The 26,950-nt window shown below is 54.7% G+C and carries 23 protein-coding genes and 1 pseudogene; 11 read left to right on the top strand and 13 right to left on the bottom strand.

The features are described 5' to 3' along the window. Positions 1 to 139: 139 nt before the first annotated feature. The 5 genes from VN24_RS00370 (at position 140) to VN24_RS00350 (ending at position 6,194) form a co-directional block, all read left to right on the top strand. Positions 140 to 1,549 (top strand): L,D-transpeptidase family protein, encoded by a 1,410-nt coding sequence (locus VN24_RS00370; protein WP_045668796.1) that lies wholly within the window; start codon positions 140 to 142, stop codon positions 1,547 to 1,549. 158 nt (positions 1,550 to 1,707) lie between these two features. Continuing rightward, positions 1,708 to 2,805: a quinone-dependent dihydroorotate dehydrogenase gene (locus tag VN24_RS00365; RefSeq protein WP_045668795.1), complete on the top strand. Its 1,098-nt coding sequence runs from the start codon at positions 1,708 to 1,710 to the stop codon at positions 2,803 to 2,805. A gap of 18 nt (positions 2,806 to 2,823) precedes the next feature. After that, positions 2,824 to 3,627 (top strand): GTP diphosphokinase, encoded by an 804-nt coding sequence (gene yjbM / locus VN24_RS00360; RefSeq protein WP_045668794.1) that lies wholly within the window; start codon positions 2,824 to 2,826, stop codon positions 3,625 to 3,627. Between the two features lie 138 nt (positions 3,628 to 3,765). Beyond that, on the top strand, positions 3,766 to 5,448 hold the full coding sequence (locus VN24_RS00355) for an RsmB/NOP family class I SAM-dependent RNA methyltransferase (protein WP_338012210.1): 1,683 nt from the start codon (positions 3,766 to 3,768) through the stop codon (positions 5,446 to 5,448). Further along, positions 5,448 to 6,194 (top strand): pseudouridine synthase, encoded by a 747-nt coding sequence (locus VN24_RS00350; RefSeq protein ID WP_045668792.1) that lies wholly within the window; start codon positions 5,448 to 5,450, stop codon positions 6,192 to 6,194. Before VN24_RS00355 ends, VN24_RS00350 begins: the two co-directional genes overlap by 1 nt. 120 nt (positions 6,195 to 6,314) lie before the next feature. Here VN24_RS00350 and VN24_RS00345 read toward each other — a convergent pair whose 3' ends face one another. Then, positions 6,315 to 8,234, bottom strand: coding sequence for an N-acetylneuraminate synthase family protein (locus VN24_RS00345; protein ID WP_082083537.1), 1,920 nt, complete (start codon positions 8,232 to 8,234; stop codon positions 6,315 to 6,317). A gap of 253 nt (positions 8,235 to 8,487) precedes the next feature. Then, positions 8,488 to 9,342: a helix-turn-helix transcriptional regulator gene (locus VN24_RS00340; RefSeq protein ID WP_045668791.1), complete on the bottom strand. Its 855-nt coding sequence runs from the start codon at positions 9,340 to 9,342 to the stop codon at positions 8,488 to 8,490. A gap of 221 nt (positions 9,343 to 9,563) precedes the next feature. On the opposite strand from VN24_RS00340, the gene fabF reads away from it, so the two are divergent. Further along, on the top strand, positions 9,564 to 10,802 hold the full coding sequence (fabF, locus tag VN24_RS00335) for a beta-ketoacyl-ACP synthase II (protein WP_045668790.1): 1,239 nt from the start codon (positions 9,564 to 9,566) through the stop codon (positions 10,800 to 10,802). A gap of 337 nt (positions 10,803 to 11,139) precedes the next feature. On the opposite strand, the gene VN24_RS00330 is transcribed toward fabF, so the two are convergent. Continuing rightward, positions 11,140 to 11,742 (bottom strand): TetR/AcrR family transcriptional regulator, encoded by a 603-nt coding sequence (locus VN24_RS00330; RefSeq protein ID WP_052702712.1) that lies wholly within the window; start codon positions 11,740 to 11,742, stop codon positions 11,140 to 11,142. Positions 11,743 to 11,850: 108 nt separating this feature from the next. Here VN24_RS00330 and VN24_RS00325 point away from each other — a divergent pair, with 108 nt between their 5' ends. Beyond that, a complete protein-coding gene (locus VN24_RS00325; RefSeq protein ID WP_045668789.1) occupies positions 11,851 to 12,963 on the top strand; it encodes an SMP-30/gluconolactonase/LRE family protein in 1,113 nt (370 codons plus the stop codon). A 619-nt stretch (positions 12,964 to 13,582) separates the two neighbouring features. Here the strand turns inward: VN24_RS00325 and VN24_RS00320 are convergent. Further along, positions 13,583 to 15,085, bottom strand: a complete 1,503-nt coding sequence (locus VN24_RS00320) for an IMP dehydrogenase (protein ID WP_045668788.1) — start codon at positions 15,083 to 15,085, stop codon at positions 13,583 to 13,585. Between the two features lie 459 nt (positions 15,086 to 15,544). On the opposite strand from VN24_RS00320, the gene VN24_RS00315 reads away from it, so the two are divergent. Next, on the top strand, positions 15,545 to 15,859 hold the full coding sequence (locus VN24_RS00315) for a CD3324 family protein (RefSeq protein ID WP_045672820.1): 315 nt from the start codon (positions 15,545 to 15,547) through the stop codon (positions 15,857 to 15,859). 112 nt (positions 15,860 to 15,971) lie between these two features. On the opposite strand, the gene VN24_RS00310 is transcribed toward VN24_RS00315, so the two are convergent. Continuing rightward, on the bottom strand, positions 15,972 to 17,672 hold the full coding sequence (locus tag VN24_RS00310; RefSeq protein ID WP_045668787.1) for a DEAD/DEAH box helicase: 1,701 nt from the start codon (positions 17,670 to 17,672) through the stop codon (positions 15,972 to 15,974). A 211-nt stretch (positions 17,673 to 17,883) separates the two neighbouring features. Between VN24_RS00310 and VN24_RS00305 the strand changes: the two genes are divergently transcribed. From VN24_RS00305 to VN24_RS00295, 3 genes are all read left to right on the top strand, one after another. After that, positions 17,884 to 18,093 carry a YwbE family protein gene (locus VN24_RS00305; RefSeq protein ID WP_045668786.1) on the top strand — a complete coding sequence of 70 codons (210 nt, stop codon included), beginning with the start codon at positions 17,884 to 17,886 and terminating at the stop codon, positions 18,091 to 18,093. Between the two features lie 18 nt (positions 18,094 to 18,111). Continuing rightward, entirely contained in the window at positions 18,112 to 18,411 is a 300-nt protein-coding gene (locus VN24_RS00300; RefSeq protein ID WP_045668785.1) for a hypothetical protein, read from the top strand. 306 nt (positions 18,412 to 18,717) lie between these two features. Beyond that, positions 18,718 to 19,320: a nitroreductase family protein gene (locus VN24_RS00295; protein WP_045668784.1), complete on the top strand. Its 603-nt coding sequence runs from the start codon at positions 18,718 to 18,720 to the stop codon at positions 19,318 to 19,320. 304 nt (positions 19,321 to 19,624) lie between these two features. On the opposite strand, the pseudogene VN24_RS28635 reads toward VN24_RS00295, so the two are convergent. The 8 genes and pseudogenes from VN24_RS28635 to VN24_RS00260 form a co-directional block, all read right to left on the bottom strand. Next, positions 19,625 to 19,774 (bottom strand): annotated as a pseudogene (locus tag VN24_RS28635) (metallophosphoesterase family protein); the annotation flags it as partial. Positions 19,775 to 19,890: 116 nt separating this feature from the next. After that, positions 19,891 to 21,192, bottom strand: a complete 1,302-nt coding sequence (locus VN24_RS00285; protein ID WP_045668783.1) for a 6-phospho-beta-glucosidase — start codon at positions 21,190 to 21,192, stop codon at positions 19,891 to 19,893. Positions 21,193 to 21,272: 80 nt separating this feature from the next. Beyond that, positions 21,273 to 21,515 (bottom strand): hypothetical protein, encoded by a 243-nt coding sequence (locus tag VN24_RS28530; RefSeq protein ID WP_338012209.1) that lies wholly within the window; start codon positions 21,513 to 21,515, stop codon positions 21,273 to 21,275. Between the two features lie 23 nt (positions 21,516 to 21,538). Continuing rightward, complete coding sequence (locus VN24_RS00280; protein ID WP_338012208.1) at positions 21,539 to 22,246, bottom strand: N-acetylglucosamine kinase; 708 nt, start codon at positions 22,244 to 22,246, stop codon at positions 21,539 to 21,541. After that, a complete protein-coding gene (locus tag VN24_RS00275) occupies positions 22,243 to 23,244 on the bottom strand; it encodes a LacI family DNA-binding transcriptional regulator (protein ID WP_045668782.1) in 1,002 nt (333 codons plus the stop codon). The genes VN24_RS00280 and VN24_RS00275 overlap by 4 nt, the downstream gene beginning before the upstream one ends. Before the next feature lie 67 nt (positions 23,245 to 23,311). Next, a complete protein-coding gene (locus VN24_RS00270) occupies positions 23,312 to 24,706 on the bottom strand; it encodes an ABC transporter substrate-binding protein (protein ID WP_045668781.1) in 1,395 nt (464 codons plus the stop codon). 93 nt (positions 24,707 to 24,799) lie between these two features. Continuing rightward, positions 24,800 to 25,684 (bottom strand): carbohydrate ABC transporter permease, encoded by an 885-nt coding sequence (locus VN24_RS00265; RefSeq protein WP_082083535.1) that lies wholly within the window; start codon positions 25,682 to 25,684, stop codon positions 24,800 to 24,802. Then, positions 25,684 to 26,538 carry a carbohydrate ABC transporter permease gene (locus VN24_RS00260; protein WP_045672817.1) on the bottom strand — a complete coding sequence of 285 codons (855 nt, stop codon included), beginning with the start codon at positions 26,536 to 26,538 and terminating at the stop codon, positions 25,684 to 25,686. The genes VN24_RS00265 and VN24_RS00260 overlap by 1 nt, the downstream gene beginning before the upstream one ends. Between the last annotated feature and the right edge of the window lie 412 nt (positions 26,539 to 26,950).

The raw sequence follows: 26,950 nt of genomic DNA, 5'->3' as shown, positions 1-26,950 counted from the left end.
TTTGTCGGCTGGAGACAGCCGGCTTATGAGCGACTAAAGCGACAATTGAATGAAGTGAAGCTGCGGCCGTCCCGGACTAAACAGGACGGTCTTTTTGCCGATATAAAGAGCAAAGAGTGTCGGGCAGGGGGAGAGAGGATTGCCGGATGAAGATGATCACCTCGAATACTTGAAGCAGTATGTAAAAAATCATCCGGACAACCGGATGGCGTGGTATTTGTTAGGCAAATCGTATCAATCGCAGAACAAGGAAGCGAAGGCCAACTACTGTTACTTGCAGGCTGGCCACGTATATGAAGCGTATGAACGGAAACGGCATCCCTTATTTGATGCGCCTCAAGTCATGATCGAGCAGTGGAACCGGTCCCGAAGGGTAAAAAAAGCGGTTGTCCGAACCGGACTTCTGACCGCTGCGCTGCTGGCGCTCGCCGTTGTGTTTGCGCCGGGGGACAGCTCTGATCGCAGCAGAGAAGCGGGTTACGATAGCTCCGAACACGTTACGGCAGCCGGCTCCCCGTTCAGCGTCAATGTCGTTTTTGCCGATCCCGACCGGAGCCAGGCTTTGGGAGGAACGATGAATGCGTTGATATTTGGAGCGAGCGGCTCCGCCACCGATATTGCGGCCCGCATGGAGGTGGAGGGAGGCTACGAGCTGTGGACGGGCCGAACCGAAGTGCTCTTTTCCGTGGAACGGACGGAAGAAAGCGGGAAGCTGGATGTGCATGTGTATAATGCGCAGCTGTGCGACTGTCGTCCGGCAAGCCCGAAAAAAGCTTACCAGCAGCTTCGTGAGTGGATGAAAACAAAAGAAGAGGAAATGACGCTCACCAGCGCGGTTCGCCAGTACAAGCGAATTCACCGGAGGCTCCCGGCCAGCCTGAATGATCTTGTGAAACCGTATCCGCTCAATATGCTGTCCGGAGATACGGACGGCATGCGCCGCCTTTTTGCAGAAGTCGTTGAAAAAGTGGGCAAAGAGCATGAAACGCCGACTGTGGCGGAAAAACGCGGAAGCGGCAGTGCCGGAAGCGAAAAGGGAGGTACTTCCGCCGGCAATGTTGCTGGCAGCGGGAGCGGCATTCCGGCTTCCGTATTTCATCACGAAGAAGATACGCTGCGGGTCGTCGTCGATAAATCAACGCATCGGCTTGCGGTGCTGAGCGGCACGATTATCGTGCGAAGCTATGAAGTGGGATTGGGGGGAGCCAAGACGCCAGAAGGGCCTTTCACCATTACCGAAAAAGTCAAAAATCCGAACGGTACGGCCAGCGGCCCATTTGGAAGCCGAGGAATGACATTGTCGGGTACAAGGTACGCCATCCACGGGACGGATGAGCCGGACAGCGTGGGCGGCGATGAATCCCACGGCTGCATCCGAATGAACAAAGAGGACGTGGAAGAGCTTTACGATTTGATTCCGCTTGGAACGTCGGTGCAGATCGGCAGCGGCCTGCTGCCGTCAAGCGTCTCTAAACCGGAGGAGAGATTCAGGCTCTCGCCGAAACAAAATGAAGAAAATCCCGGGACGGTTTACGACTGGCTGCATTAGAATCCATAAGAATGGCGTAAACGGAAAAGAGATAAACGCAAAGAGGCCGCTCCCACGCGAATTGTAATGGAATTGTAGGGGGATAGCCCTTTTCTTTTGCCCCGGAAAAAGATAAACTGATCTGTAGTACCTTTTTATCTGGATCGGAGTGAGTTTAATTGCTGTACACATCTTTGCTTAAACCGGCTTTGTTTCGAATGGACCCGGAAAAAGCCCATCATCTCGTTATCGACGGACTGAGCGCGGCGGGACGGATACCCGGTACGACCGGGCTGCTGCATGCTTTGTACGGCGTACCGAATTACCCGGAGCTGGCGGTTAACCTGTTCGGCCTGCAATTCAGCCATCCCGTCGGCCTCGCCGCGGGACTCGACAAGAACGCCAAAGTCGGCGACATCTTTCGGAATATCGGCTTCAGCTTTGCCGAAATGGGAACCGTTACGCCCAAGGCGCAGGCGGGCAACGAGCTGCCGAGGCTGTTCCGGCTTCCGCCCGACGAAGCGCTCATTAACCGGATGGGCTTCAATAACGACGGCGCCGACGCCATGGCGCAGCGGCTCAGTGCCGGAAGGAAGCGCAGCATACCGATTGCGGTCAATATCGGCAAAAACAAGACGACTCCTAATGAGGAAGCGCATCTGGATTACCGCAAATGTCTGGAAAAGCTCTATCCTTTCGGCGATTTTTTCGTCGTCAACATAAGCTCGCCGAATACCCCCGACCTGCGTGCGCTGCAGCATGGCGGGGAACTGCGGACGCTGCTTTCCGAAGTTTTGGAGGAGATGGGAATTCAGGCGGCACGCAGCGGCAGCAAGCGTAAGCCGGTTCTGGTCAAAATCGCGCCGGATATGACGGATGAGCAGCTGGAACTGACCATCGATACGATTGCGGCAAGCGGCGTAGACGGCCTCATTGCGACGAATACGACGCTCTCCCGCGACGGCTTGACGCATCGCAATGCCGGCGAAACCGGCGGACTGAGCGGCAAGCCGCTGAAGGCACGTTCGACGGAAATCGTCGCTGCCGTTTACAAACAGACAGGCGGGAAACTGCCTATTATCGGTTCCGGCGGCATTTTTAACGCTGACGATGCATACGATAAAATTCGCGCCGGAGCGAGTATGGTCGAAATTTATACGGCGCTGATCTACCGCGGTCCGGAAGTGCTGAAGGAGCTGACTTCAGGACTTCGCGAGCGGCTGCGGAGGGACGGATTCATGCAAGTGACGGAAGCGATCGGCGCCGATCATCACTGATAGACAGGAGGCGGCCGGATGGACGGCAGGGATTGGAACCTTTTTTTGCAGCCTTATGAACAAGCGGTTGAAGAGCTTAAAGTGAAATTCAAGACGATGCGCGCCGAATTGAAGGCAAGAGAATCATATGCGCCCATTGAATTTGTCACCGGCCGGGTCAAAAAAATTTCCAGCATTCTTGAAAAGGCCAGACGCCTTAACGTGCCGATGGATGCGCTCGAAACAGGTATCGAAGATATTGCGGGCATCCGCATTATGTGCCAGTTCGTCGATGACATTCTCCGCGTTGCGGGCTTGATCCGCAACCGTAAAGATTTGACCCTTATTTACGAGAAGGACTACATTACGAATTATAAGGAAAGCGGCTACCGCAGCTACCATATGATTGTGGAATATCCGGTACAAACCGCTGTCGGGCACAAGAAAGTGCTGGCGGAAGTGCAAATCCGCACTTTGGCGATGAACTTTTGGGCGACGATCGAGCACTCGCTCAACTATAAGTACAAGGAAAGCATCCCTGAAGATGTAAAAGGTCGGCTGAAAAAAGCGGCCGAAGCGGCTTTTCAGCTCGATACGGAAATGTCGAGCATCCGCAAGGAAATTTTGGACGCCCAGACCGGCTTTGAAGAAAGGTCGAATATCGTCTCCAAAGTGCTCAGCGATATTCAGGACTTGTATTTCTACCGGCGCGTCCGCGAAGCGGCCCAGTACCAGCTGCGCTTCAACGAGCTTTGGGAGCACGAGGATACGTTCGGCTTGAATCAGCTGTCGGGCGAAATCCAGCAGTCGCTTTATCGGGCCAGAAAAAATAACCAGCCTTGAGCTTGGCGTTTTCAAGATCAGGCTGAAGCTATGTGAAGCGAATGGCATCGCCGATATGACGGCGGTGCCGTTTCTATATCACTTGAATAACGGAAAAGACGGACTGCCACAACAGAACGTTTGAAAGAAGGATGTGGAATGATGGCGCCGCGGCTGCCGCAGCTTTTTTTGGATAAAATGGAACATTTGCTTGGCGCCGAGTTTCCGGCCTTTATCGCTTCTTACGGCGATTCGCGGTTGTACGGCCTGCGGATCAACAGCTTGAAGCTTACGTCCGGCTCTTGGCGGGACATCAATCCGTTCGGGGAAGGAGAGGGAATGCCTCCGATTCCGTGGACGGCGGAAGGTTATTACTACGATGAGAAGGACCGGCCGGGGAAGCACCCGTATTATCATGCGGGTCTTTATTATATCCAGGAGCCGAGCGCAATGGTTCCGGTGGAGCTGCTCGGCGTCCGGCCGGGCGACCGCGTGCTCGATCTGTGCGCAGCGCCGGGCGGCAAGTCGACCCAAATCGCCGCCAAGCTGCAAGGCAGGGGCGTATTGGTCAGCAATGACAATGCGCGGGAGAGGACGAAAGCGCTGGCGAAAAATATCGAGCTGGCCGGAGTCCGCAACGCCGTCGTCTTGAACGAGGAACCGCACCGGCTGGCCGACACGTTTGCCGGCTGGTTCGACCGCATTCTTGTTGATGCTCCCTGCTCCGGGGAAGGCATGTTCCGTAAAGAAGAGTCGATGATTGCGGAGTGGGAGAAGCATTCGGTCGAACGCTGCTCGGCCATGCAGCGGGACATTCTGCGGCATGCGGCGGCGATGCTGGCTCCTGGCGGCACGCTCGTTTATTCCACCTGCACATTCTCGCCGGAGGAAAATGAGTGCGCCATTGCCCGCCTGCTGGCGGAATTTCCGGAGCTGGAAGTCGTACCGGTTGAGGCGCGGTACGGCTGGATGCCGGGGCGTCCGGAATGGGCGGCTGAATACGGCACCGATGCCGTCCAGACGGCAATGCATCCGCTTGCGGGTACGGTCCGCCTGTGGCCGCACCGGGTGAAAGGCGAAGGGCATTATGCCGCCGTATTAACGAAACGACGCAGCGGAGACGATCAAGCCGGCCGCGTCGGAGAAGACGGTCACGACGGCCGCAAACGAGGGAGCGGCGAGCGGGCGCTGAACGCCGAGCCCCGGGATCGGCGCCGGCACGGCAGCGGCGGCAAGGCGATGGGCAGCGGCAAGCCAATTGTGCGCGGGCCGGAAAGATCTTCCGGGCGTTATTCGGAACCGCTGCGCAAAGCGGCAAAAGAAGAGGCGGACCCGCTTGCGCAGTGGCAGCGGTTCGCCGAAGAAAATTTGACAGCGGGCGCCGAGTTTACCGGCGTGCCAGTCGTTTACGGCACCAGAGTTTATTTGCAGCCAGAGGAGATGCCTTCCCTGGACGGCCTAAAAGTCGTCCGCGCCGGCTGGTTCGTCGGTGAGGCGGGCAGCGGGGGCAAGTTTCAGCCTTCGCAGCCGCTGGCGATGGGACTTAAAGCGGCGGACGCTGTCCGATGGCTGAATTTCCGGGCGGACGAACCCGAAACGCTCCGCTTCCTTCGCGGCGAGACGCTGCATCCGGATGCGGAACGGATGAATGCGGCTATACCGGCCGTTTCAGACGGGGGTTCGCGCGGCGGCAAAGATGAATTGCGCGGCAAGTTTCCGGCGGAAACGGTAAATACCAAAGGTTATACCCTCGTATGCGTTGACGGTTATCCGCTCGGATGGGGCAAATACAGCGGCGGAATGCTGAAGAACGGCCTTCCGGCCGGATGGAGGCGAATGTAATGGCAGCGAAAAAGACACTGCGTTTGGATAAATTGCTTTCCAATATGGGCTTTGGCACCCGCAGCGAAATAAAAAAGGCGGTCAAAGGAGGGAAAGTGACCGTTGACGGCTCCGTCATTAAAGATCCGGGGCTCATTGTGAATCCGGACACTTCGATCGTGGAATTCGAAGGAGAAAGAGTCGTCTATCGGGACGTCGTTTACTGGATGCTGAACAAGCCACAAGGTGTCGTATCGGCGACCGAGGATAACCGCGACCGGACCGTCATCGATTTGCTGAAGCCGGAGGACCGGACGCTGAGCCCGTTTCCGGTCGGACGGCTGGACAAGGATACGGAAGGGCTGCTGCTGCTGACCAACGACGGACAGCTTGCCCACGACCTGCTGTCGCCCCGCAAGCATGTGCCGAAAATATATGAGGCGCTTGTGCGCGGCGATGTCGGGAAAGAGGATGCGGATCTGTTTGCCGCCGGAGTAACGCTTGACGACGGCTACAAGACGATGCCGGCCGAGCTGGCGATCGTTTCGCGTGAACAGCGGGAAGACGGGATCTATTCGGCGATTGTGCTGACAATCAAAGAAGGGAAGTTCCATCAAGTCAAACGGATGTTTGAAGCGGCAGGCAAAAAAGTGACCTATTTGCGGAGAGTGTCGATGGGGCCGTTAAAGCTCGACGAATCGCTGCCGCTTGGCGGATATCGCGGGCTGACGGATGATGAGATCGGCCTGCTGCGCGCTGACCGTTAACTAGCGGCGCAGAAGACGGACAAGCGAATACCGCTGCGGTTCGCATCGTAACGTGCGGGCGGAAACCAGGCGTTCCCACCCGCCCGTTGAGTTGCCGGTCAACTGCTTAGAGACTGCATCTTAGAACCATTTTTCCAATTGCTTGAGCGCGTGCCAAAACCCTTCTCCATCATTTTTGTGTCCTTGCCAAATTTCCGGAATGAAGGAAGCGTGCGGAGCGCAGCGGTCCAAGTCTTCGGCCAGAGAAGCAAAATCGATGTCGCCTTCACCGATTTGCAGCCCCTCCCCGTCGGTTCCGCTCGCGTCCACGATGTGGAGATGGGCGGCAAAAGGCCCCACCTTATCGATAAATGACTTATAGCGCAGGTTAAAGTAATTGCATGTCAGCTTGGAATGCGACGTATCCAGACATACCCGGTAACCGTTCCGGGTGCAGAACTCGACAATTTCATCCGGGTCCATAAATAAGTTATGATAGCGCTGCCCGCCAAAATGCCAAGGAAACGGCGGCATCGTCTGAGGGATGATTTCCACCCCGTCCATGTCCAGCTCGGACAAGCTTTGCACGACCAAATCGTAAAGCGGTTTGCGCTGCTCGGGCCACAGCGGGGCATCCACGGTGAATCCGCCTGCATTGGTGACAATCAACGGGCGGCTCGCACGGCGGAAATAGCGCTTTAAGCCGCGCGTAATATCGATAACTCTTTGCAGCTCCCGTACGGAACGTTTGCGGTACTCTTCATCCGTGGAACCCAAGTCCAAGATGAAGTCGCCCGCGAACAGCTCGGGACTGTGCACGACATAATCCATATCGTACGAGGCATTGAAATACGGGTTAAAATCGACATCCATATCTTTATAGCTCAAATGAAATTCCAGCAAATCCGGGTTTGACAGCTTCGTAAAGTTTTGAAAGTCATGATAGCGGACCGGAACTCCCCAAGGACGCCCGAATTCGAACGGTCTCGGCCGAATCACTTCATGGGTCAAATCCATCGAGAAGAAAAAGTCGCCTTTTTTAAAATCCCGTTTTGCCCGCATGCCGATCAGTTTGTCCTTCAGGTTCGGCTGCAGTCCGCGGCCGGGGCTTTTCACTTCAATCATGTCCTGCCTGATGATCTCTCCGCTCTTCAAATCGCGGTTAATGACCAAGCTTTTGGCAAGGTTTTCTCTGTTCATCAGTTCGCCCTGCGTAACTTTGCGTTCTGTTGAAGCTCCAAGCGCCTGCTGAACTTCGCGGATACCTTGAACCATCGTTGCGAATTCATGCGGAAGCAGGCTCACTTTATGATCGCTGCCCTCCATATTTTTATCGAGCGTAATATGCTTTTCGATTACTTTGGCGCCTTTGGCGACGGCCGCAACGGCGACATGGATGCCGCGTTCGTGGCCGGAATAACCGACAGGGCAATCTCCGATCTTGCGCAGACGGTCCAAATAATTAAGATTAATGTCTTTAAATGGGGCGGGGTAGGTGGAATTGCAGTGCAGCAGTACATACGGCGTCTGGAGCTTCTTTAATAATTGGACCGTTTCGATAATTTCGCTTTCGGCCGACATGCCGGTCGAACAAATAAGCGGCTTTCCGGTTTTGGCCATTTCCTTGATCAGCTCATGGTTGGTCAAGTCGGCGGATGCCAGCTTATAGGCGGTCATTCCGTACTTCTCCAGCTTGTTTAAGCTTGTCGGATCAAACGGCGTGCATAGCGGTATAATGCCGACTTCATGACAATAATCAAAAACGGCAAACAGATCTTCGTCGTTTAATTGATTGCGCGACAGCAGATCAAGCGTGTACTGCGTGCCCAAGTCCTCGCTCGCGTCATCGGCATTTCCGTCGTTGCGGTACAGGCTGGTCATATGGCGCATTTGAAACTTCGCGCAGTCCGCGCCTGCCGCTTTGGCATGATCGACCAGCTTCTTGGCCAATTCGACGCTTCCGTTATGGTTATTGCCGATTTCTGCGATAATAAAGGGGTTTGATTTTTCGCCGATACAGGTTGTACCGATACAAATAAAAGCGTTTTTCGTAATCGTCATTCATTTTTTCCTCCCACACCTTATTAGCTGAGCTAGTCTTGCAAAGTAGAGGGACGGCCGACTTTTTGTTGATTTCCTCCTTATTAAATCAAAATCGGATAACTTAAACTGTGAATTAGATTCACACGTTTGTGACAACATTTTATATCCCCGTTGACAGATGTGTCAAATATTGATAAGGGCGAACGATCCGCAATCCAATCCTATCAGTGTCGAATGGAGTCTTATCATCCCGTCCGATCCAAGCGAAATATCACGGTTTACGCTCCATGTTTTCCATTAAACGTTTCAGTTTGCTTTCAGTCAGGGAGTCCTCGGCGGGCGTATAGACGCTGCAGCGCAGGTCGGCGCTTCCGTGCACCTGCAGCGATGCGAGATGGAACAGCATCTTGCCCGCTTTCGCATGCCGGAACTCCAGCACGACATCCGGAGCGCGGTTGGCCCTGCTGTCGTTCCATAACGGATCGAATTCGGCGTGCAACCCTCTCATTTCCGCCAGAAACCGCTCATACCATTCATCCTCCACATATTGGCCGTAATAAGCTCTGAAAATCGCCAGAAACCCGCTGATGAAATGATCCCAATTGACCGCCAGGCGGCGCAATTCCTTGCGGGCGAACAGCAGCCGGATCATGTTCCGCTCCTCAGGCGGGATCTGCTCGAAATCGAGAAAGACGCATGCGGCGGCTGCGTTCCAGCCGACGATCTGATATCTCCTGTCCGTGATGATTGCCGGGCAGTAGCGAAGCTCGCGGATCATTTTTTGCAGCGGCGGCATGATTTGCGGCAGAGGCTCATCGGAAGGCGGAGGCGTGACCGTGCCGCTGCCGGAAGCGAGGGCGAACAAATATTTGCGCTCATCGCCGTTCAGCCGCAATGCGGAAGCGATTGAACCGAGCACGGAGTGAGAAGCTTGAATGTCCCGTCCCTGCTCCAGCCACGTGTACCACGTGCTGCTGACGCCGGCCAGCTGCGCAACCTCCTCCCGCCGAAGGCCGGGCGTTCTGCGGCGGGTCCCCTCCGGCAATCCGACGGATTGGGGCGTCAGCTTGGCCCGCTGCGATTTAAGAAACGCAGACAATGCCTGCAATCGGGTTTGCGTGTTCATAAGATTCGATAATTCCTCCGTTCGGGCAGCATAATATAGTAGCTATTATACCAGGATAAACTATAACTTGTAATAGGATAATGGCTATGGAAAAATAGGGTTCATACAGCGGACGTCTCATGAGGCTGACAGCCTTCATGCAGCGCCGAGAAGGGTTGCGGGGAGCGGCCCGCGCCACGAATAGTCATGCCGATAAGGCGTGGGACAGGGGGGAATTCGTCATGGAAAGAGTGGTCATAACGGGGATGGGGGTTGTCACTCCGCTCGGCAACGATGTGGAGACGTTTTGGAACCGTCTGGTGGCAGGGGAATCCGGCATCAGCGGCATCGATACGTTTGACGTATCCCGGCAAAAAGCGGCGATTGCCGGGCTTGTGCGGAATTTCGACGCGGACGGCGTGATCGGCCGCAAGGAAGCGCGAAGAATGGACCGGTTCTGCCAATTCGCCGTTGCGGCGGCGGAGCAGGCCGCGGCGGATGCGAATTTGAAGCTGGATGAGACGGACCGCGAACGGGTCGGCGTTTATGTCGGCTCGGGGATCGGCGGGCTGCAAACGCTGATCGACAACGAGGCGCTGCTGCTCAGCAAAGGACCGGCGCGCGTCAGCCCGACCTTGGTGCCGATGATGATCTCCAACATCGCGGCGGCGCAAATCAGCATCCGGTTCGGAACGTACGGTCCGACCTTGTCGCCGGTAACCGCCTGTTCGATCGGCAATACGGCGATCGGCGAAGCGTTCCGTCTCATCCGCGGCGGTGATGCGGATGTCGTGTTCGCCGGCGGGGCGGAAGCGGCCGTTACCGAATTGTCGCTGGCGAGCTTCGGCAACGCGACAGCATTATCTTTGCGCAATGATGAGCCGTCCCGCGCAAGCCGGCCGTTCGATGCCGGACGCGACGGGTTCGTCATGGCGGAGGGAGCCGGCATTGTCGTGCTTGAATCATTGGCGCATGCGCAGCGGCGCGGAGCGCGTGTCCTTGCGGAAGTAATCGGCTATGGGGCCAGCTCGGATGCTTACCATATGGTCGCGACCCATCCGGATGGACGCGGCGCCTATCAGGCGATGCGAACCGCTTTGCGCAGTGCGGACATTGAACCCTCCGATGTCGATGTGATCAGTGCGCACGCGACAAGCACCCAGCTCGGGGATCTGTCCGAAACCCGGGCAATCAAGAGCTTGTTCGGAGAAGAAGCTTACCGTATTCCGGTCACGGCCAATAAATCGATGACCGGACATATGCTCGGAGCGGCAGGCGGCGTCGAAGCGGTAGCGCTCGTCCAAAGCTTGCGGGAAGGAATGATCCCGCCGACGATCAATCTGGAGCAGCCCGATCCGGAATGCGATCTCGATTATGTTCCGCACAAGGCGCGCAGGGCCGAGCCGCGGATCGGCATCTCGAACTCATTCGGCTTCGGCGGTCACAATGCGGTCATCGTACTGAAGAAGTACGAGGAGTAACGAATTTTTGACGGGTTGTACCCTTTTACGTAGGGGATTCAAACGTTCCTTCTGGATTGGCTGACTCGAGCCTCGTTCCGTTTTTGCAAAACATGAAGCGCTTGAACCGAAATCGTAAGGGGCCGTCCCATAAGCAGGTTTTTAGTCGTATTTCAAGCCCTTCTGCTTCAAAAGCGTAAACGAACCGATCAAGGGGGCTATCATTTGGCCGTTTCGTTTGTTGTATCTATTTTCTTTTTATTTTTCGACAACGTTAAAATTCCTGCAAATATACTTTTTTTGTCGACCCCATCTCTCGTTCAGGCGATAAAAGCCCCTTGCATGGTTTCGTCAAGTCTCATGCGGACGTGCCTTCATCCATCTTGCTTTCCACCCATTCAATCAGCATTCGGGTAACAAGAGTAAGAGGTTCCGTGCTCTGCTTAGCCCGGCTAAGGATCAATGCCCCCTCAATTGCGCTTATAGCCGATGTGGCGAGCACCGATGCCCGCTCTTCTTCCACGCCGAATTTTTGATTTAAAATGGTTGCCGTATCCTGAATCCATTCTTCATAAGCTTTATGACAAACTTGCCCCAATCGCGAGGATTCGTCGTTAACGGCATCCATAGTTACCGCCGCAAAAGGGGATCCTCTGCGGAATCCGGAAGCCTGAAGTCTTGCGGAGATGACGTCGCATATTCGGCGAAGCCATTCCGAAATCGTGCTGCACGGTTCGGATGTGGCATTAAGCAATTGCCGCATTTGCTCTGAGGACTGCTTGATCGCTTCAACGGCAATCCCCTCTTTTCCATCGGGAAACAGAAAGTAGACCGAACCGCGAGCGGCACCGCTTTCTTCCACGATTTGCGACAAGCCGGTCGCTTGGTAGCCTTGCTGCGAGAATAATCGGGAGGCCGCTTCGATCAGGCGCTCCTTCGAATCCGATTTCGGTTTAGGCACAGGAACTCCTCCTTGACTGAAACTATGTCGGTCGTTATACTTATACCAAGTGGTATATAATGGTTTATTATATCACAAGCTGAATCATTTATCAGGAGTGTGATCAGATTGAAACGACCCTGGAAAAGAACGCTTGGAAAAGTATTGCTGTACGGACTGGCTTCTTTGGTGCTGATCATCGCCTTCTTTCTCTTCGTATTTCCTTCGCCTATCGATCCGGTATCATGGAAGCCGCAGCCGATTCCGGAAGCAAAGGGCGTTTATGAACAAAATCAATTGCTGCGGGACGCCGAGCTTCTCGCCGGCGGGAAATTGTTCCATCCGGAAGATATCGCTTTCGATTCGGAGGGTCATTTGTACACGGGCACTCAGGACGGCACCATTCATCGAATCCGCTTGAACGCAAACGGGAAGGCGGAAAGCGTCGAACCGTTCGCCGAAACCGGCGGATATCCTTTAGGACTTCAATTCGACCGTGCCGGGAATTTGATTTCCGCCGTTAAAGACGTGGGCGTCGTATCCGTCGATCGGGATGGAAAGGTGACTTTATTGACCGATAGAGTCGGGGATTCTCCGATCCATTACGCCGATGAATTGGATATTGCGAAGGACGGCACCATTTATTTTTCGGACGCCAGCACGAAGTTCGATTATGGCTGGCCATTCGATACGCTGGAAGGGACGCCTAACGGCAGGTTAATCAGCTACAATCCGGCGACCAAAGAGACGAGAGTGCTTGCTGAGGGTTTCTATTTCGCAAATGGAGTCGTTTTATCCCCCGAGGAAGATTACTTGCTCATTAACGAAACGTCCCGATATCAAATCACGAGGTATTGGCTGAAAGGCGAGAAGGCAAATACCACGGATGTATTCGCCGAAAACTTGCCGGTATTGCCGGATAATCTATCGGTCGACGACGAAGGCCATTATTGGACCGGGGGTAACTTGCGCACTCCGCTCCTGGACTCACTCCAGCAGAACGCCTTCATAAAACGGCAATTCGCCAAACTTCCGTTTTCCTTCTTGCGGGGAATTCCGGCTCGGGAAAATAACCGGTACGGCTACGTCATTCAATTGTCTCCGAACGGGGAAGTGATCCGTACTTATCATGATCCGGGCGGTGAAAAGGTTCACTCGATCAGTTCCGTGGAACGAAGAGGAGATGATCTGTTCATCGGCACTGTGTTCGGCGAAGCGATTGCCAATTATAAGCTTCAATGAATCAATCGCACTTGTGGAAAATTCTGATCCTTCATGGAAGTGAAAGGAAAGCTTTAACGTGAAAGAAGCGGCAGCCTTGGACATGAATATCATCCGTAGACTGCCGCTTTTTATTACCGCTATGATGTCGATCTTATTCTGTCATTAGGGGGTCCGGAGATCGCTTGTAAGCATTAGCCCTATTTAGAAGGGGCTATCCCAAAAGTAGGTTTTTAGTCGTATTTTCAAGCATTTTCTGCTTCAAAATGTAAACGAACCCATCAAGGGGCTATCCTTGGCCGGTTCGTTCGTTTTATCGCTCTGCACGAAGTGGTGATTTCTGAAAAACATGCGTTCGTACATCTTTTTTCGGTTTATTTTTCGACTACGTTAAAATTCCTGCGATAATACTGTTTTTTTCGAACCCATCTCTCGTTCAGGCGATAAAAGCTGGGAATTCCTGCACCATCGCAGGTTTTCCCTCCATACATGCCATTTCGACCGATAAAACCTGCACAGCTGCAGGTTTAGATAGGAAAGGACCTCCGACTCCGCTTTGCCAGCGAAACTGGAGGTCCTCTTGTGTCCCATTTAGGACTAGCTCATTCATGTGAATCCTTATGAGACTATCGGTCTGAATTTAATCTGCCGAGAATGAAGTATTTTCCTTCAAAATGACGTCGTGCGCGCCGCCTTCGACCAGGCTGGTTGCCGAAACGAGCGTAATGCGCGCCTTGCGCTGCAGCTCCGCGATCGAGAGCGATCCGCAGTTGCACATCGTGGATTTGATTTTGCCGAGCGTCTTATCCAGATTTTCCTTCAGGCTGCCCGCGTAAGGGACGTAGGAATCGACGCCTTCCTCGAACAGCAGCGTTTGCTTGCCGCCCGTATCGTACCGTTCCCAGTTGCGTGCGCGGTTGGAGCCTTCGCCCCAATATTCCTTCACGAAATTGCCGCCGACCTTCAGCTTTTTGGTCGGGCTTTCGTCGAAGCGTGCGAAGTACCGTCCCAGCATGACGAAGTCGGCGCCCATCGCCAGCGCCAGCGTCACATGATAGTCATGCACGATGCCTCCGTCGGAGCAGATCGGAATATAGACGCCCGTTTCTTCGAAATATTCGTCGCGGGCTTTCACGACTTCCTGCACAGCCGAAGCTTGTCCGCGCCCGATGCCTTTCTGCTCGCGGGTGATACAGATCGAACCGCCGCCGATGCCGACTTTGATGAAATCGGCGCCGGATTGCACGAGGTACAGGAACCCTTCCCGGTCAACGACGTTGCCGGCTCCGATTTTGACATTGAAATTCTCTTTGACGTATTTGACGGTATCGGCCTGCCACTCGGAGTAACCGTCGGAGGAGTCGATAACGAGCACGTCAACGCCTGCTTCGACAAGCGCGGGTACGCGGTTCAAATAGTCCTTCGTATTGATGCCCGCCCCGACGCGGTATCGCTTATTGCCGTCCAGAAGCTCGTTTGGGTATTCCTTGTTGCGGTCGTAATCTTTGCGGAATACAAGATGCGTCAGACGCTGATTCTCGTCAATGACGGGCAGCGTGTTAAGCTTGTGCTCCCAGATCAGATCGTTCGCTTCTTTCAGCGAAAGACCGGCTTTGCCATAGATGAGCGAGGAGAACGGAGTCATAAACTCGCGCACCGGCTTATCGAGCTTATCCCGGGAAATCCGGTAATCCCGGCTCGTCACGATCCCGAGCAGCTTGCCTGTAGGAGTCCCGTCTTCGGTCACCGCAACGGTGGAATGCCCGTTGAGCTCCTTTAAATCCAGCACATCCTGCAGCGTATGATCGGGGGTGAGGTTGGAGCGGCTGACGACAAAGCCCGCCTTGTACCCTTTTACTTTGCGTACCATTTCGGCCTGCGATTCGATCGACTGGGACCCGAACAGAAAAGCGAGGCCCCCGTTCTGGGCGAGCGCCACAGCCATCCGGTCGTCGGAAACGGCCTGCATGACCGCCGATGTAAACGGTATGTTCAGTTCGATTTCCGGCTGTTCGTCGCGCTTGAATTTGGAAATAGGGGTTTTCAGATCGACATTTGCGGGTGTGCATTGTTTCGTTGTCAGATTGGGAACGAGCAAATATTCACTAAACGTCCGCGACGCTTCCTCATAATAATAAGCCACTTGAAAAGCTCCTCTCCGGGTGAAGATAAATTTTTTAGATCATAGCATCTCTACCGGCATTCGTGCAACAATTATTTGGCTGCTTTGACGTATGGGAAAAATCTTTTATAACAAACTTTACTCTTGCCAACATTACCCAATCTATGAGTTAATGAAGTTGTCGGACCGACGCATTCCTGTTGAAAGGAGGCTGATCTGCATGATTCAGGCATACGAGGTGATCTTCGCTTAAAGCGAAGATTTGCCGATGGGGGAGGCCGCAAGGCCTCCTTTTAACCGTTTGCTGCTTGCGCAGATCAAAGCGGATGACATGGGAAATCAAATTTGGAAATGGAATCAACATTAAACGAAACGGATCTTACGAAAGGAGGAAGCGTGCTATGAGGAAGGTTAAGAATGCAACAATTAATGCAACTGCAGGTTACGCGCGTGCTGGATTTAATAAGGAGGATGGGAAACTTGAACTACAAAAATGGAAAAGAAGTGCTTCCCCCTAGTCTGCTGAAAGAGCTGCAGAAGTATATCGAGGGCGAGCTTGTTTACATTCCGAAAAAAACGTCTCATCGCGCCGCATGGGGCGAGTTGAGCGGTTCGAGGCTGATGATTCAAAGCCGCAATGAAGATATTTACCGCTGCTACATGACGGGCCTCTCGTTTGCGGAGCTGGAACGGAAATTCCATCTGTCGGTGGAAAGCATCCGCAAAATCGTGCTCAAAATGCGCGCGGCAGCCGTCGTGCAGGTGGAGTGCGAAGGCGCCGTCGGCAGGAAATGAACGGTAAATGATGATGAATAAAACGAAAACGCGGCGCATGCAAAAACCGCCCGGATCCAGCGATGGATACGGGCGGTTATTTGTGTTCCGAACCGCTTATGATAAATGTTTCTTATCTGCCCCGGCGGCCTCTGCCGCCGCCTGGCTTCTGATTGGTGCCCTGACCGCGTCCTCCCTCGCGGCTGGTCCGGGTAGCGCTCTTGGCCGCTGGTTTCGCGCCGAACGAGCCGCGCCCGCCGCTGCGTCCGCGTTCCGCTTCGCCGTGCGCGGACGCATTGCCTGCGCCGCGTCCCGCGGTGCGCCCGCGCCGCTCGCCGGATGCGCCGCCGCCTGCGCCGCGGCTTCCGCGCGTGCCCGGGCGATCGGTGCGCCACACGTCATGCGCGTCCGCTGCGCCGCCTGCCTCACGGCTTCCACGGCCGCCGCGGCGGGCGCCTGCAGCCGCCTCGCGCCGGAACCCAGGCGCAGCCGCTTCGCGCTCCGTGCCCACCCGGCTCTCACCGCCCGCGCGTCTGCCGCGCGAAGCGCCTTGTGCGCCGCCGGCCCCTCGCGCCCCGCCGGCCCCGCGCGTTCCGCCGCTGCGTCCGCCGCGTCCCGCGCCGGCTTTCGCGCCGCCGGCACCTCGCGAACCGCGCCCGCCGCGCGGCTCATCCCGCTCACCCGCGCTGGCGCCTGCTCCTGCGCTGCCGACGCCGAATTCGCTCATCGGCCGGCGGTCCAGCTTGGCGCGGATTTTCTGCTCCAGCTGCAGTAAATCGCCGCGGTCTCGCGGTGTCGCAAGCGTAATGGCCATGCCGCTTTGTCCGGCGCGGCCCGTCCGGCCGATCCGGTGTATGTACCCTTCGGAGTCGTGCGGCATATCATAGTTGAACACGTGCGTAACGCCTTCCACGTCCAATCCTCTCGCCGCCACATCGGTCGCCACCAGCACCTGCAGCTTCGCGCTGCGGAACCGCTTCATAACCGTCTCCCGCTTCGCCTGGGTCAAATCGCCGTGCAGTTCGTCGGTCAATACGCCGGCCTCGAGCAGCGCTTCGTTCAGCTTCTTGGCGCGGATTTTCGTGCGGCAGAATACGACGGCCAAATAAGGGCGGTACAGCTCCAGCAGGCGGAGCAGCGTCTGCTGCTTCATCCGGTCCGTCGTCTCCACAACAAGCTGCGCGATATTGTCTACGGTTACGTTCGCGCTTTGTATGCGGATATCGGCCGGGGAAGCCATGTAGCGGGAAGCGAGCTGCCGCACCGCGTCCGGCATCGTCGCCGAGAACAGCAGCGTCTGCCGCTTGTCCGAGCAATGGCCGAGCACCGTTTCGACTTCGGTCAGGAAGCCCATATGCAGCATTTGGTCGGCTTCGTCGAGCACAAGCGTCTTGATGCCGATGAGCGACACCGTCTCGCGCCGCAGATGGTCGAGCAGCCTTCCCGGCGTCGCCACGATGATGTGCGGCGCCGCATTGTTCAGCTTGCGGATTTGCGCATCCACATCCTGACCGCCGTAGGCGGCAAGCACGCTAGCGCCGACGGCCGGAGCCAGTTTGGCCAGCTCGGACGTAATCTGGATGGCGAGCTCCCGGGTCGGCGTCAAAATGAGCGCCTGGGTATACGTCTTGTTGGTATTGATTTTTTCCAGAATCGGAAGGGTAAAGGCGAGCGTTTTGCCGGTTCCCGTTTGAGCCTGCACGATCACGTCGCGTCCGCCGAGAACGACCGGAATCGCTTCTTCCTGCACGGGGGTCGGCTTCACAATGCCGTTATTTTGCAAAGTTTGGGCAAGTTCTGGACGGATGCCCATCGCCGTAAATGCCGATGACATGTATAGGTTCCTCTTTTCATCTGTTCGGTGCAAAATAGCGACTGCACCATATTTCATCCAGTATAGCAGTTGCGGGACGGGCTTGCATCCCGAACGAGTTCATTTCGAGCCAAAAAAATGAACTTCCTGCGGCATTATGATATGCTTTTCACATCGGATAATTCGCACAGGATCATCTGCAATTGGAAAATGCGAAAGGAATGAAACGAAGATGGAAGGAATGATTCGTTCGGCTCTTAAGCCCGGAATGGAAGTCGACATCGTGCTCAAACAGGATCAACGGACCGGTAAAAGGACGCGCGGCGTCGTCAAAAATATTTTGACCAATTCGCCCAATCATCCGCACGGCATTAAAGTGCGTCTTGAGGACGGCCAGGTGGGACGCGTCAAGCAAATTTACGCTCCCGGCAGCATCTCCTAGAAGAGGAGAGAGCCGGATATGGCATTCGGGTTAAAAAGGGATGAGTTGAATCGTTGGAAAGAACGCGTAGCGTCGGGGGAGATCGCTTTTTTGACGCATTATTGGCACGATCCCCGCTTTCCGGACGCACGTACGGTGACGAAAGTGGGCTGCTGCGATCTTTCCAAGCTTTCCGGCTGGTGCGAGCGAAACGGGCTTAACCCGCGTTATATTCACGACCGGGCGTTGTTTCCCCATTTCGATCTGGTCGGTCCGAAGCAAGTCGAAATTTTGACGAGGGAGAAGCAGTGGGATCAGCTCCGCCGCTTCCGCCTGTAACGAAACCGGCAGCGAAAAGGATGAACAAACACCGGGCAGTGCACGCCCTGTTTGTTCATCCTTTTTTTATAGGAGTCCCCAATTAGTCATCGAAACGGCAGTTGCCCTCGAATTTCCGTTTTCGTCTTTTCTTAAGATTGAAATGACTCTTGGAGGGGTAATGATTATCCGAATTTCAAGGAATGATAACATGAGGCATAGCCAAAAATAACAGCGGCGGGCGGCCGGTAACTTTTGCTTGCAAGTTCACAAATTAACAGTTACAATAAAAATGTTCGTAACTATATATAGTTGGAGGTAACCATAATGTCCAATACGTTTTTTGATGCGATCCGTCATCGCCGTTCCATTTATGCAATAAGCAAGGAAGCTGTTATTTCCGATGAGAAAATTCAGGAAATTGTCGAAGAAGCCGTTAAACATACGCCGTCCTCGTTCAACTCCCAAAGCTCGCGTGTTCTTGTGCTGCTTGGCGAGCAATCGGATAAGTTCTGGGATTTGACTACAGAAACGCTGCGCGTTGTAACCGGCGGAGGCGAAGGATTCGCTTCTACGGAAGAAAAAATGGCCGCTTTCCGCAGCGGCTACGGCACGATTCTGTTCTTCGAGGACGAGAGCGTTGTCCGCGGTCTGCAGGAGAAATTTCCGTCGTACGAAGCGAACTTCCCAATCTGGTCAAACCAATCGAACGGCATGCTGCAATTGGTCGTTTGGACGGCTCTCGAAGCCGAAGGTTTGGGCGCATCGCTTCAGCACTACAACCCGCTCGTGGACGAGCAAGTGAAAAAAGAATGGAGCGTTCCGGAAAACTGGAAACTGATTGCTCAATTGCCGTTCGGCAAACCGGTTGCTCCGGCAGGCGAGAAACAATTCCAGCCGATCAGCGAACGTGTGAAAGTTTCCAAGTAATAGATCCGTCGTGAAAGTCCAATTAAGCCGAGAGGGCCACAGGAGCTGAACCGCGTGATACGTTCAGGCCAGCAACCCTTCTCGGTTTTTTTTTGCGCAATACATTTGTCATTTGGTAGCGAACGGTGCAGCGACGGCGTTTAGGACCTCCCGCTTCAGAGCGCTTCGGCCCAGTCTTGACGGCCATTGCGCTCCGCCATCTCGGCCGCTTTTTTCCAGTCATAGGGCAGGCAAATTTGCTCCACCTGCCACTGGCCGGTTAACTTTTCGATAATTGCATACCGGGCATGCGGCGAGCCCGGGCCGTTCCCGGAGGATCCAGCGGTCCGTATAAACTGTCGCCCAAGTTGAAAATCGTCCCGATACCGCGCCGCGAAATATCGTTCAATACTGCTTCGAGTGCCAGGCTGTTGCCGTGAATATCGGCTATAACGGCTATTTTTTCTCCCACCATGCCCACCTCTATTCGGAATGATTGTTCTCTTTCTTATTCTACCATATACTGGGCGGGTGAAGAGGAGAGGACACGGGTCGAAACTTTGTGCGTCTGTAAAGACGACGACAGCCGTTTCAATCGAAAAACCGGGGCAAATAATCGCGGTTCGCCTCCAGCATCTCGGTTAGCAGCGCTTTGGCGGTGCTGACCGAGGGAACGAGCGGATGATGGGCGAGCGCCTGCAGCGCCAGCGCCCGGTCGCCGTTGACGGCGGCTTCGATCGCAAGCTGCTCGTATGTCTTGACGGCGTGCATCAACCCTTTGACCGGCTGCGGGATTTTGGTGAGCGGCAGCGGCAGCGGGCCGTTTTTCGTCACGACACAGTTTACTTCAATGCACGCGTCATCCGGCAAAAAGTCGATCGTACCGCGGTTCGGCACATTCAGCGTTTGAATGTCGTTCGTTCCGTTGTGTAGAGAGCGCATCAGGTTGACGGCTGCTTCGGAATAATAGGCGCCGCCGCGCTGCTCCAGCTGCTTCGGTTTTTCCTTCAGCTGCGGATCGCTGTACAGCTTGAACAGTTCGTCCTCCACCCGTTTGACGACCTCGGCGCGGGTTCCGCCTTTGTTTGTCGAATTCAGCTGCTCCTGCAGCATGAAGTCGGTCAAATAGTAATATTTGAGATAGTAGGACGGAAGCGCCTGCAGCGAACGAAGAAAATCGGGGTCCCACCCGTGCTGGGGCACGTTGCTTGCGGCATATTGCTCGCGGTTTTCCAGCAGCTCCTGCAGCTTGTCTTCGCCTTCCACCTCGATACGGGTAACCCAGTGCAGGTGGTTGAGACCGGCAAACTCCGCATAAATGCGTTCGGGCTGCGTGTTGTAACGTGCGGAAACCAATTTGATCAGCCCGATCGGCGCATTGCACAAGCCGATGCTGCGCACGCCGCCGTATTTATGAATCGCTTCGGTAACCATTCCGGCGGGGTTGGTAAAGTTAAGCAGCCACGCCTGCGGCGCCAGCTCCTTGATGTCTTTGCAAATGTCCAGCAGAACGGGGATGGTGCGCAGCGCTTTCATCATGCCGCCGGGTCCGGTCGTTTCCTGGCCGATAACGCCGTGGCGAAGCGGAATCGTTTCGTCTCGTACCCGCGCCTCCAGCATGCCGATCCGCATCTGCGTGCTGACGAAATCGGCTCCGCGGATGGCCTGGCGGCGGTCTGTCGTCAGATGAATGTCGATCGGCAGTCCCGATGCGGCTACCATCCGTTTCGCCAATTCGCCGACAATGTTCAGCTTGTTCAGTCCCGCTTCAATATCGACGAGCCACAGCTCGCGGACCGGGAGATCACCGTAATCACGAATAAATCCTTCAACCAGCTCAGGCGTATAGGACGATCCGCCGCCGATGACGGCGATTTTTAATCCTTGCTTCATTAGCCCGTCACATCCTAGGATAAGTAAAATATTGGATCTATAGCGCTTCAGATGGAATGGAAATCGCGGTGATGTCTCATTCAGATAGAATGGAAATCACGGTAATGTCTCATTTGCTCGTAAATTTGCGCGGTCACGATCCGTCCGTCCCGCTCCATCGCGCACCAAATCGCGCCGACGACGGGTTCGAGCTCAAGCTTCAGCAGCGACGCTTGCGGCGCGGCGATTCGCAGCGCCTTCTCGACAGGCGCGCTGATCCAGCCCCGATCGCCGCGCGTAAGCAGGCTGCCCGCCATGACCACCTCGAAGCTTTCCGCTTCCATATGAAGCTTACGTATGACGGCTGTTACCGATTTGCCCAGCTCTTCCCCTGACGGTTCAAAATGTCCAGCGAAACCGGATCGCCTTTCGCCGCAGCCGTAAACAAAAGCTGAGCGGCTTGAAGCGGAACGGTATGTTGATGATCCAGATAGTCGTGATACATATGCTCGACACTTTCGTAATCAAGCAGCTGCAGCAGCAGGGGGGTCAGCTCCGTCTGCTTCTCCCGTCCGTCCCAGGCACGGATAACGGAGCGGAACACCTCGATGCATAACGAGCCGCCTCCGCCGAAGTCGCCGTACATATAGTCGAAGCCGCCGCACTGGTACATTTCGCCCGAGGGGCTGATTCCGGCGCTGTTTGTGCCTGTGCCGCAAATGACCGATACACCGTAAGGGCGGCTCGTGCCGGCGCGCAGGCTGATCAAGGTGTCGCATACAATCGTGTAACGGTCGAATCCGAGCTTGCGGATAATCGGATGCAAAATATCGAAGTCCGGCTTGCGGTCCGCTCCTGCCAGGCCGAAGAAGGAGTAGGCAAGCTGCCGCTTGCCGATTCCGGCCTGCCGGAGCGCCGTTTCGGCGGCAAGCGACAGGTTCGTTTCCGCCGCCTCTTTGCCCGTCTGGTGATTTCCGCTGCCGGCGCTGCCTTTGCCAACGATTCGGCCCGACTCATCGGTCACCATCGCATAGGTTTTGCTGCCGCCGGCATCGATTCCCAAGTAATAATTCAATTCGCTTCACCTCTGGCCGCTGTCGATTGCCTGATGATGAGTTCGGGCTTCAGCTTGAGACCAGCGCTGCGTTTTGTTTTGCCGTCAATTTTGCGCAGCAGCATGTCGGCCGCCGCAAGACCGATCCTCTCGGACGGCTGGCGCACCGTCGTCAGGAAAGGGCGGAGACGGGAGGCGATATCCTGATCGTCGTATCCGACGACAGATAGCTGCTCCGGCACGCGTACGCCGGCTTCCATGAGCGCGTTCATGAACCCGATCGCAATGTAATCGTCTCCCGCGAAGACGGCCGTAGGCAGCGTGCCGTCGGCCAGCCACTTGCGGGCCGTTTCATAGCCGAATTCGATGTCATAATCGCCCTGTTCGACTGCAAAGGGCTCCATGCCGGCCTCTTTCAGCGCATCCAGAAATCCGCTGCGCCGCTCTCTCGTACTGAGAAACAGCTCGGGTCCGCAAAGATGGGCGATGTTCCGGTGACCCAGACTCAACAAATGCGAGGCGGCTTCATAACCGCCCCTATAGTTGTCGACGGCGATGGAAGAAGCGGTATTTTCGGGAAGCTGGTTATCGATGATCACATAAGGGATATTCCGCTTTTTCAGCTCGCTCACTAAACGGCCCTCTTCGAGCGGGGAAAGCAAAATGAGCCCGTCTACGCGGTCCTCCTGAATGAGGTAATGGGCCTCGTCGCTGCCGAATTCCCGGGTGACGGATACGGCAAGGTAATAGCCGTGCAGCGCCAGCGCCTCATTAATTTCCTTGACGACGGCATCAAAAAAGGAATCTTGAAGCGTCGTCAGAATTAGACCGATGATGCCCGTCTTGCCGCGCGCCAAAGAACGGGCGGCGGCACTGGGACGGTAATCCAGCTCCTTGATGGCTTCCATAATTTTTTGGCGGTTTTTTTCGCGTACGGTTCCCGCTCCGTTGAGCACGCGGGAGACGGTAACGACAGACAATCCGGCTCGTTTGGCTACATCGAATATGCTGGCTTTCATATCGGTTCTCCTATCGTTGTTCTTACGACCATTATACAAGGGTGACAGGCGTAAAATAAGCTGTCCGTTATTTTTTGGAACGCTGCAGCAGTTCGTTCATTTTGCTTTGAATGCCCGGCATCACTTCTTCAATCGATTTGGTGCCGTTTTCGATCGGCTGCATTTCGTTGATAAACAGATCGTTGATTTGCGAGTAATTCGTAATCAGGTGGTTGAACGACTCGTAACCGTACGCGAACGCGCCTTGGTATACATTTTTCACATCCTGGGCGTCAACGCCGTTAAAGTGACCGTAATAATCTTCGGCTGCAACCTGGTTAACCGGAGGATTGCCGCCGCTAAGCTCGATCGATTTCTTCTGCACATCGGTATCGATCAAATATTTGATCCACTGCAGCGCTTCCTTCGGGTGCTTGGAGTCTTTCAACACAAACAGCGGATCGACATAAAGGATGCTTCTCACTTTGTCGTTGCCGCCGGCCGGAACGGCCGCTACGCCGACGTTGAATCCGAAATCGTTGGAACCGGCCAATATCCACGAGCCGCCGACCGACATCGCGACTTTGCCGGTGACGAACGGATCTCCGCCTTGCCCGGCGACGCTTTTGGACCATTCAGCCGTCGGAGAAACGTTGTCCTTGAAGATGAGATCGTAAAATTTGTGGTACGCCGCGATCGTTTCCGGGGAATCGAAATACGTTTCCGACGGGACGCCGCCGTTTGTCCACGTATCGTCGGAATACGTTTTGGCGCCGAAATAAAGCGGTTTGTTGTCCCGTTCCGCCCACGTAAAATCAACGCCGTACTGCTGCTTGGACGGATCGTCAGACAGAATGGTCAGCTTTTTGGCGTATTCGACCATTTTGTCGAAGGTCCAGCTTTTATCGTTGTAATCCGAAGGCGGATAAGGGACGTTTGCTTTATCGAACAAATCTTTGTTGTACAGCATCAGCGTGACATAAGAGTTTACCGGAACGCCGTACGTGCGGCCGTTCACTTTGTAAATGTCCATCACACTGTCCGGAATGTTGTAATCCGACGCCTTGAAGCCGTCTTCGCTGAGCATATCGGTCAGATCTAGCAGCATATCTTTGTTATAATATTCGGCGAACCCGCCGTACCCGAAGTGGGAGGTGACGTCCGGAGCGCTGCCGCCCGCAATCATCGTCTGCAGCTTGCTGTCGAACTGCTCGTAAGGAGCGGTCGCAACTTTGACTTTAATGTTCGGATGCTTCTTCTCGAAATCGGGGATCAACTGCTCGACGAACGTTCGGTCCGGGGAATCAATCGTGTAATATGTAATCGTAACCGGTTCGCCGCCGTCATTCGAGTTCGATCCGCTTGCCGCATTGTCCCCGGCATTGCCGCCTGCGCAGCCGCCAAGCACCGGCAGGATGGCGAGCACGGCGCCTGCTCCGTATACCGCCGCGCGTTTCGTTACCCATTTCCTCATTTTGTTCATGAAATACAGCCTCCTCATCTATTTTTGCCCATTTGACATCCGTTCTTCGTACGCTTCAAGCTTATGTCTTGACTTCAAAGGACGGCAAAACCGTTATTTGATGCCCGTCAGCACAATGCCTTCGACAAAACGCCGCTGGGCAACGACGAACAGGGCGACGATCGGCAGAACGGCCAGCACGGACGCGACCATCAGCAGCTGCCACGGGGGAATGCGGAACTTGGACGACGTGAGCGATGCCATGCCGACCGGAAGCGTAAACTTGTCCGAGGAATTCAGGTACAGCACCGGAGTGAGCAGGTCGTTCCAGCTGTAAATGAAGGCGAAAATCGCCACGGTCGCCAAGGCGGCGCCGGATAACGGAAGAGCGATTTTCCAATACATGCCGATTTCGCTGCAGCCGTCGATTCGACCGGCATCGAACAGCTCTTCGGGCAGCGTGGCGAAAAACTGGCGCAGCAGAAAGATGTTGTAGGCGGATCCGAAAAAAGCGGGCACGATCAGCGGCAAAAAAGTGTCAACCCAGCCCAGCTTGCTGAAAAGCACAAATTGCGGAATCATAATGGCCGGATAGGGCAGCATCATCGTGCTTAACAGCAGCATGAACCAAAAGTCGCGTCCTTTGCCGCGGAACCGGGCAAAGCCGTAGGCGGCCAGCGAGGAGGAAAGCAGCGTGCCGATCACGGTCACAATGCCGATCATCAAACTGTTTTGGTAAAGCGTTCCGAAATTGAGCGCTGAGAAAATCGCTTTATAATTGCTGAATTGCAGCGTTTCCGGCAGCAGCGAGGGCGGGTACTGCAGCATTTCTTGTTTCGTTTTGAAGGAAGTGGCGACCATGAACAGCAGCGGCAGCAGCATCAGCGCTGTGATGATGACAAGCGTCAGGAAGCTGATGATCCGGACCGGATCCGCTTTGCGCTTGCGGCGGGCGTTAACATTCATATCAGTGCCCTGAACACGGCTTGCGGTGATCATCAGCTCTTGCCTCCTTCATAATGGACGTAACGGTTTGACATTTTCATAATGATAAACGTGACGAACAGGACGACAAAGAGCAGTAACCACGACAGCGCGGAGGAGTATCCGGCGCGGTATTCTTTGAACGCGCTTGTATAGATGTTGTAAACATAAAACCAGGTGGAGTAGTTCGGGCCGCCCTGCGTCATAACGAAGGCTTGCGTGAACACTTGAAACGAATCGATAATGCCCATAATGAGTTGAAAGAGCAGCACCGGCGAGATCATCGGCAGCGTCACGTGCAGGAAAATCGACAGCCGGCCCGCGCCGTCCAGCTTTGCCGCTTCAACAAGGCTGGAAGGAACGCCTTGGAGACCGGCCAGAAACAAAATCATGGCGCCGCCGACGGTCCAGAACGACATGATGATGAGCGAATAAAGGGCGGTTCGCGGGTCCATCAGCCAGGCCGGACCTTTAATGCCGACCCAAGAGAGCATGTAGTTAAACAGCCCGATTTGCGGATTGAACACCCAATACCAGAGCAGCGACATCGCAACCCCCGACACCATGCTCGGGAAATACATGGCGGTGCGGAAGAAGCCTTGAAACGGTATTTTCTGATTCAGCAACAGGGCGAAACCAAGCGCGAGCAAGAGTTGGAGCGGAACGCTGATGAACGTATATTGCAGCGTGACGGTGACGGACTTCCAGAACAGGTCGTCGACAAACATCGTTTTGTAGTTTTCCAGCCCGACCCACTTCGGGGAGTGAATGATATCATAGTCCGTAAAGCTGTAATACAAAGAAGCGGCAATCGGGAATAGGGCAAAAACGATAAAACCGATCAGCCACGGTGAGATAAAAGCGTACATCAATCGCGTCTCGCGGTTGCCGGCGCGGATATTCAAACCACCACATCCCCACTCGGATTTTGTTAAACAAAGTTAAAACGCTTAAACTTTATGAGCAAAAAAACGGTGCATGCGCTTGCGTTATCCCCCTCTTTCTTTATAAGTTACTGCCGCAAAACTGGGATGATAAAGTTAAACCGGTGTTTGCTGCAGTACTCAAAAGTTAAACCCCTTTAACTTTTGTAGATCTGCTTCCATCATATACGATGCTTTTGCAGTTTTGCAATTGTTTTTTTTGAATGGAATCGCATTCAATTTCATTTTCCTGACCGATAACATGGCATGCGAAGGACGGTGGGCAGTGATTTCCAGCTTTCGGCTTTTGTGCTACATTAGAGTTGCATCTGCTTTTCGGTCTAGAGTGCGGAACAGC

It is taken from the genome of Paenibacillus beijingensis (assembly GCF_000961095.1).
Classification (GTDB): Bacteria; Bacillota; Bacilli; order Paenibacillales; family Paenibacillaceae; genus Paenibacillus_O; species Paenibacillus_O beijingensis.
Note: the sequence above shows the minus strand (reverse complement) of the source record. Positions and strands in the feature narration are given on the sequence as shown.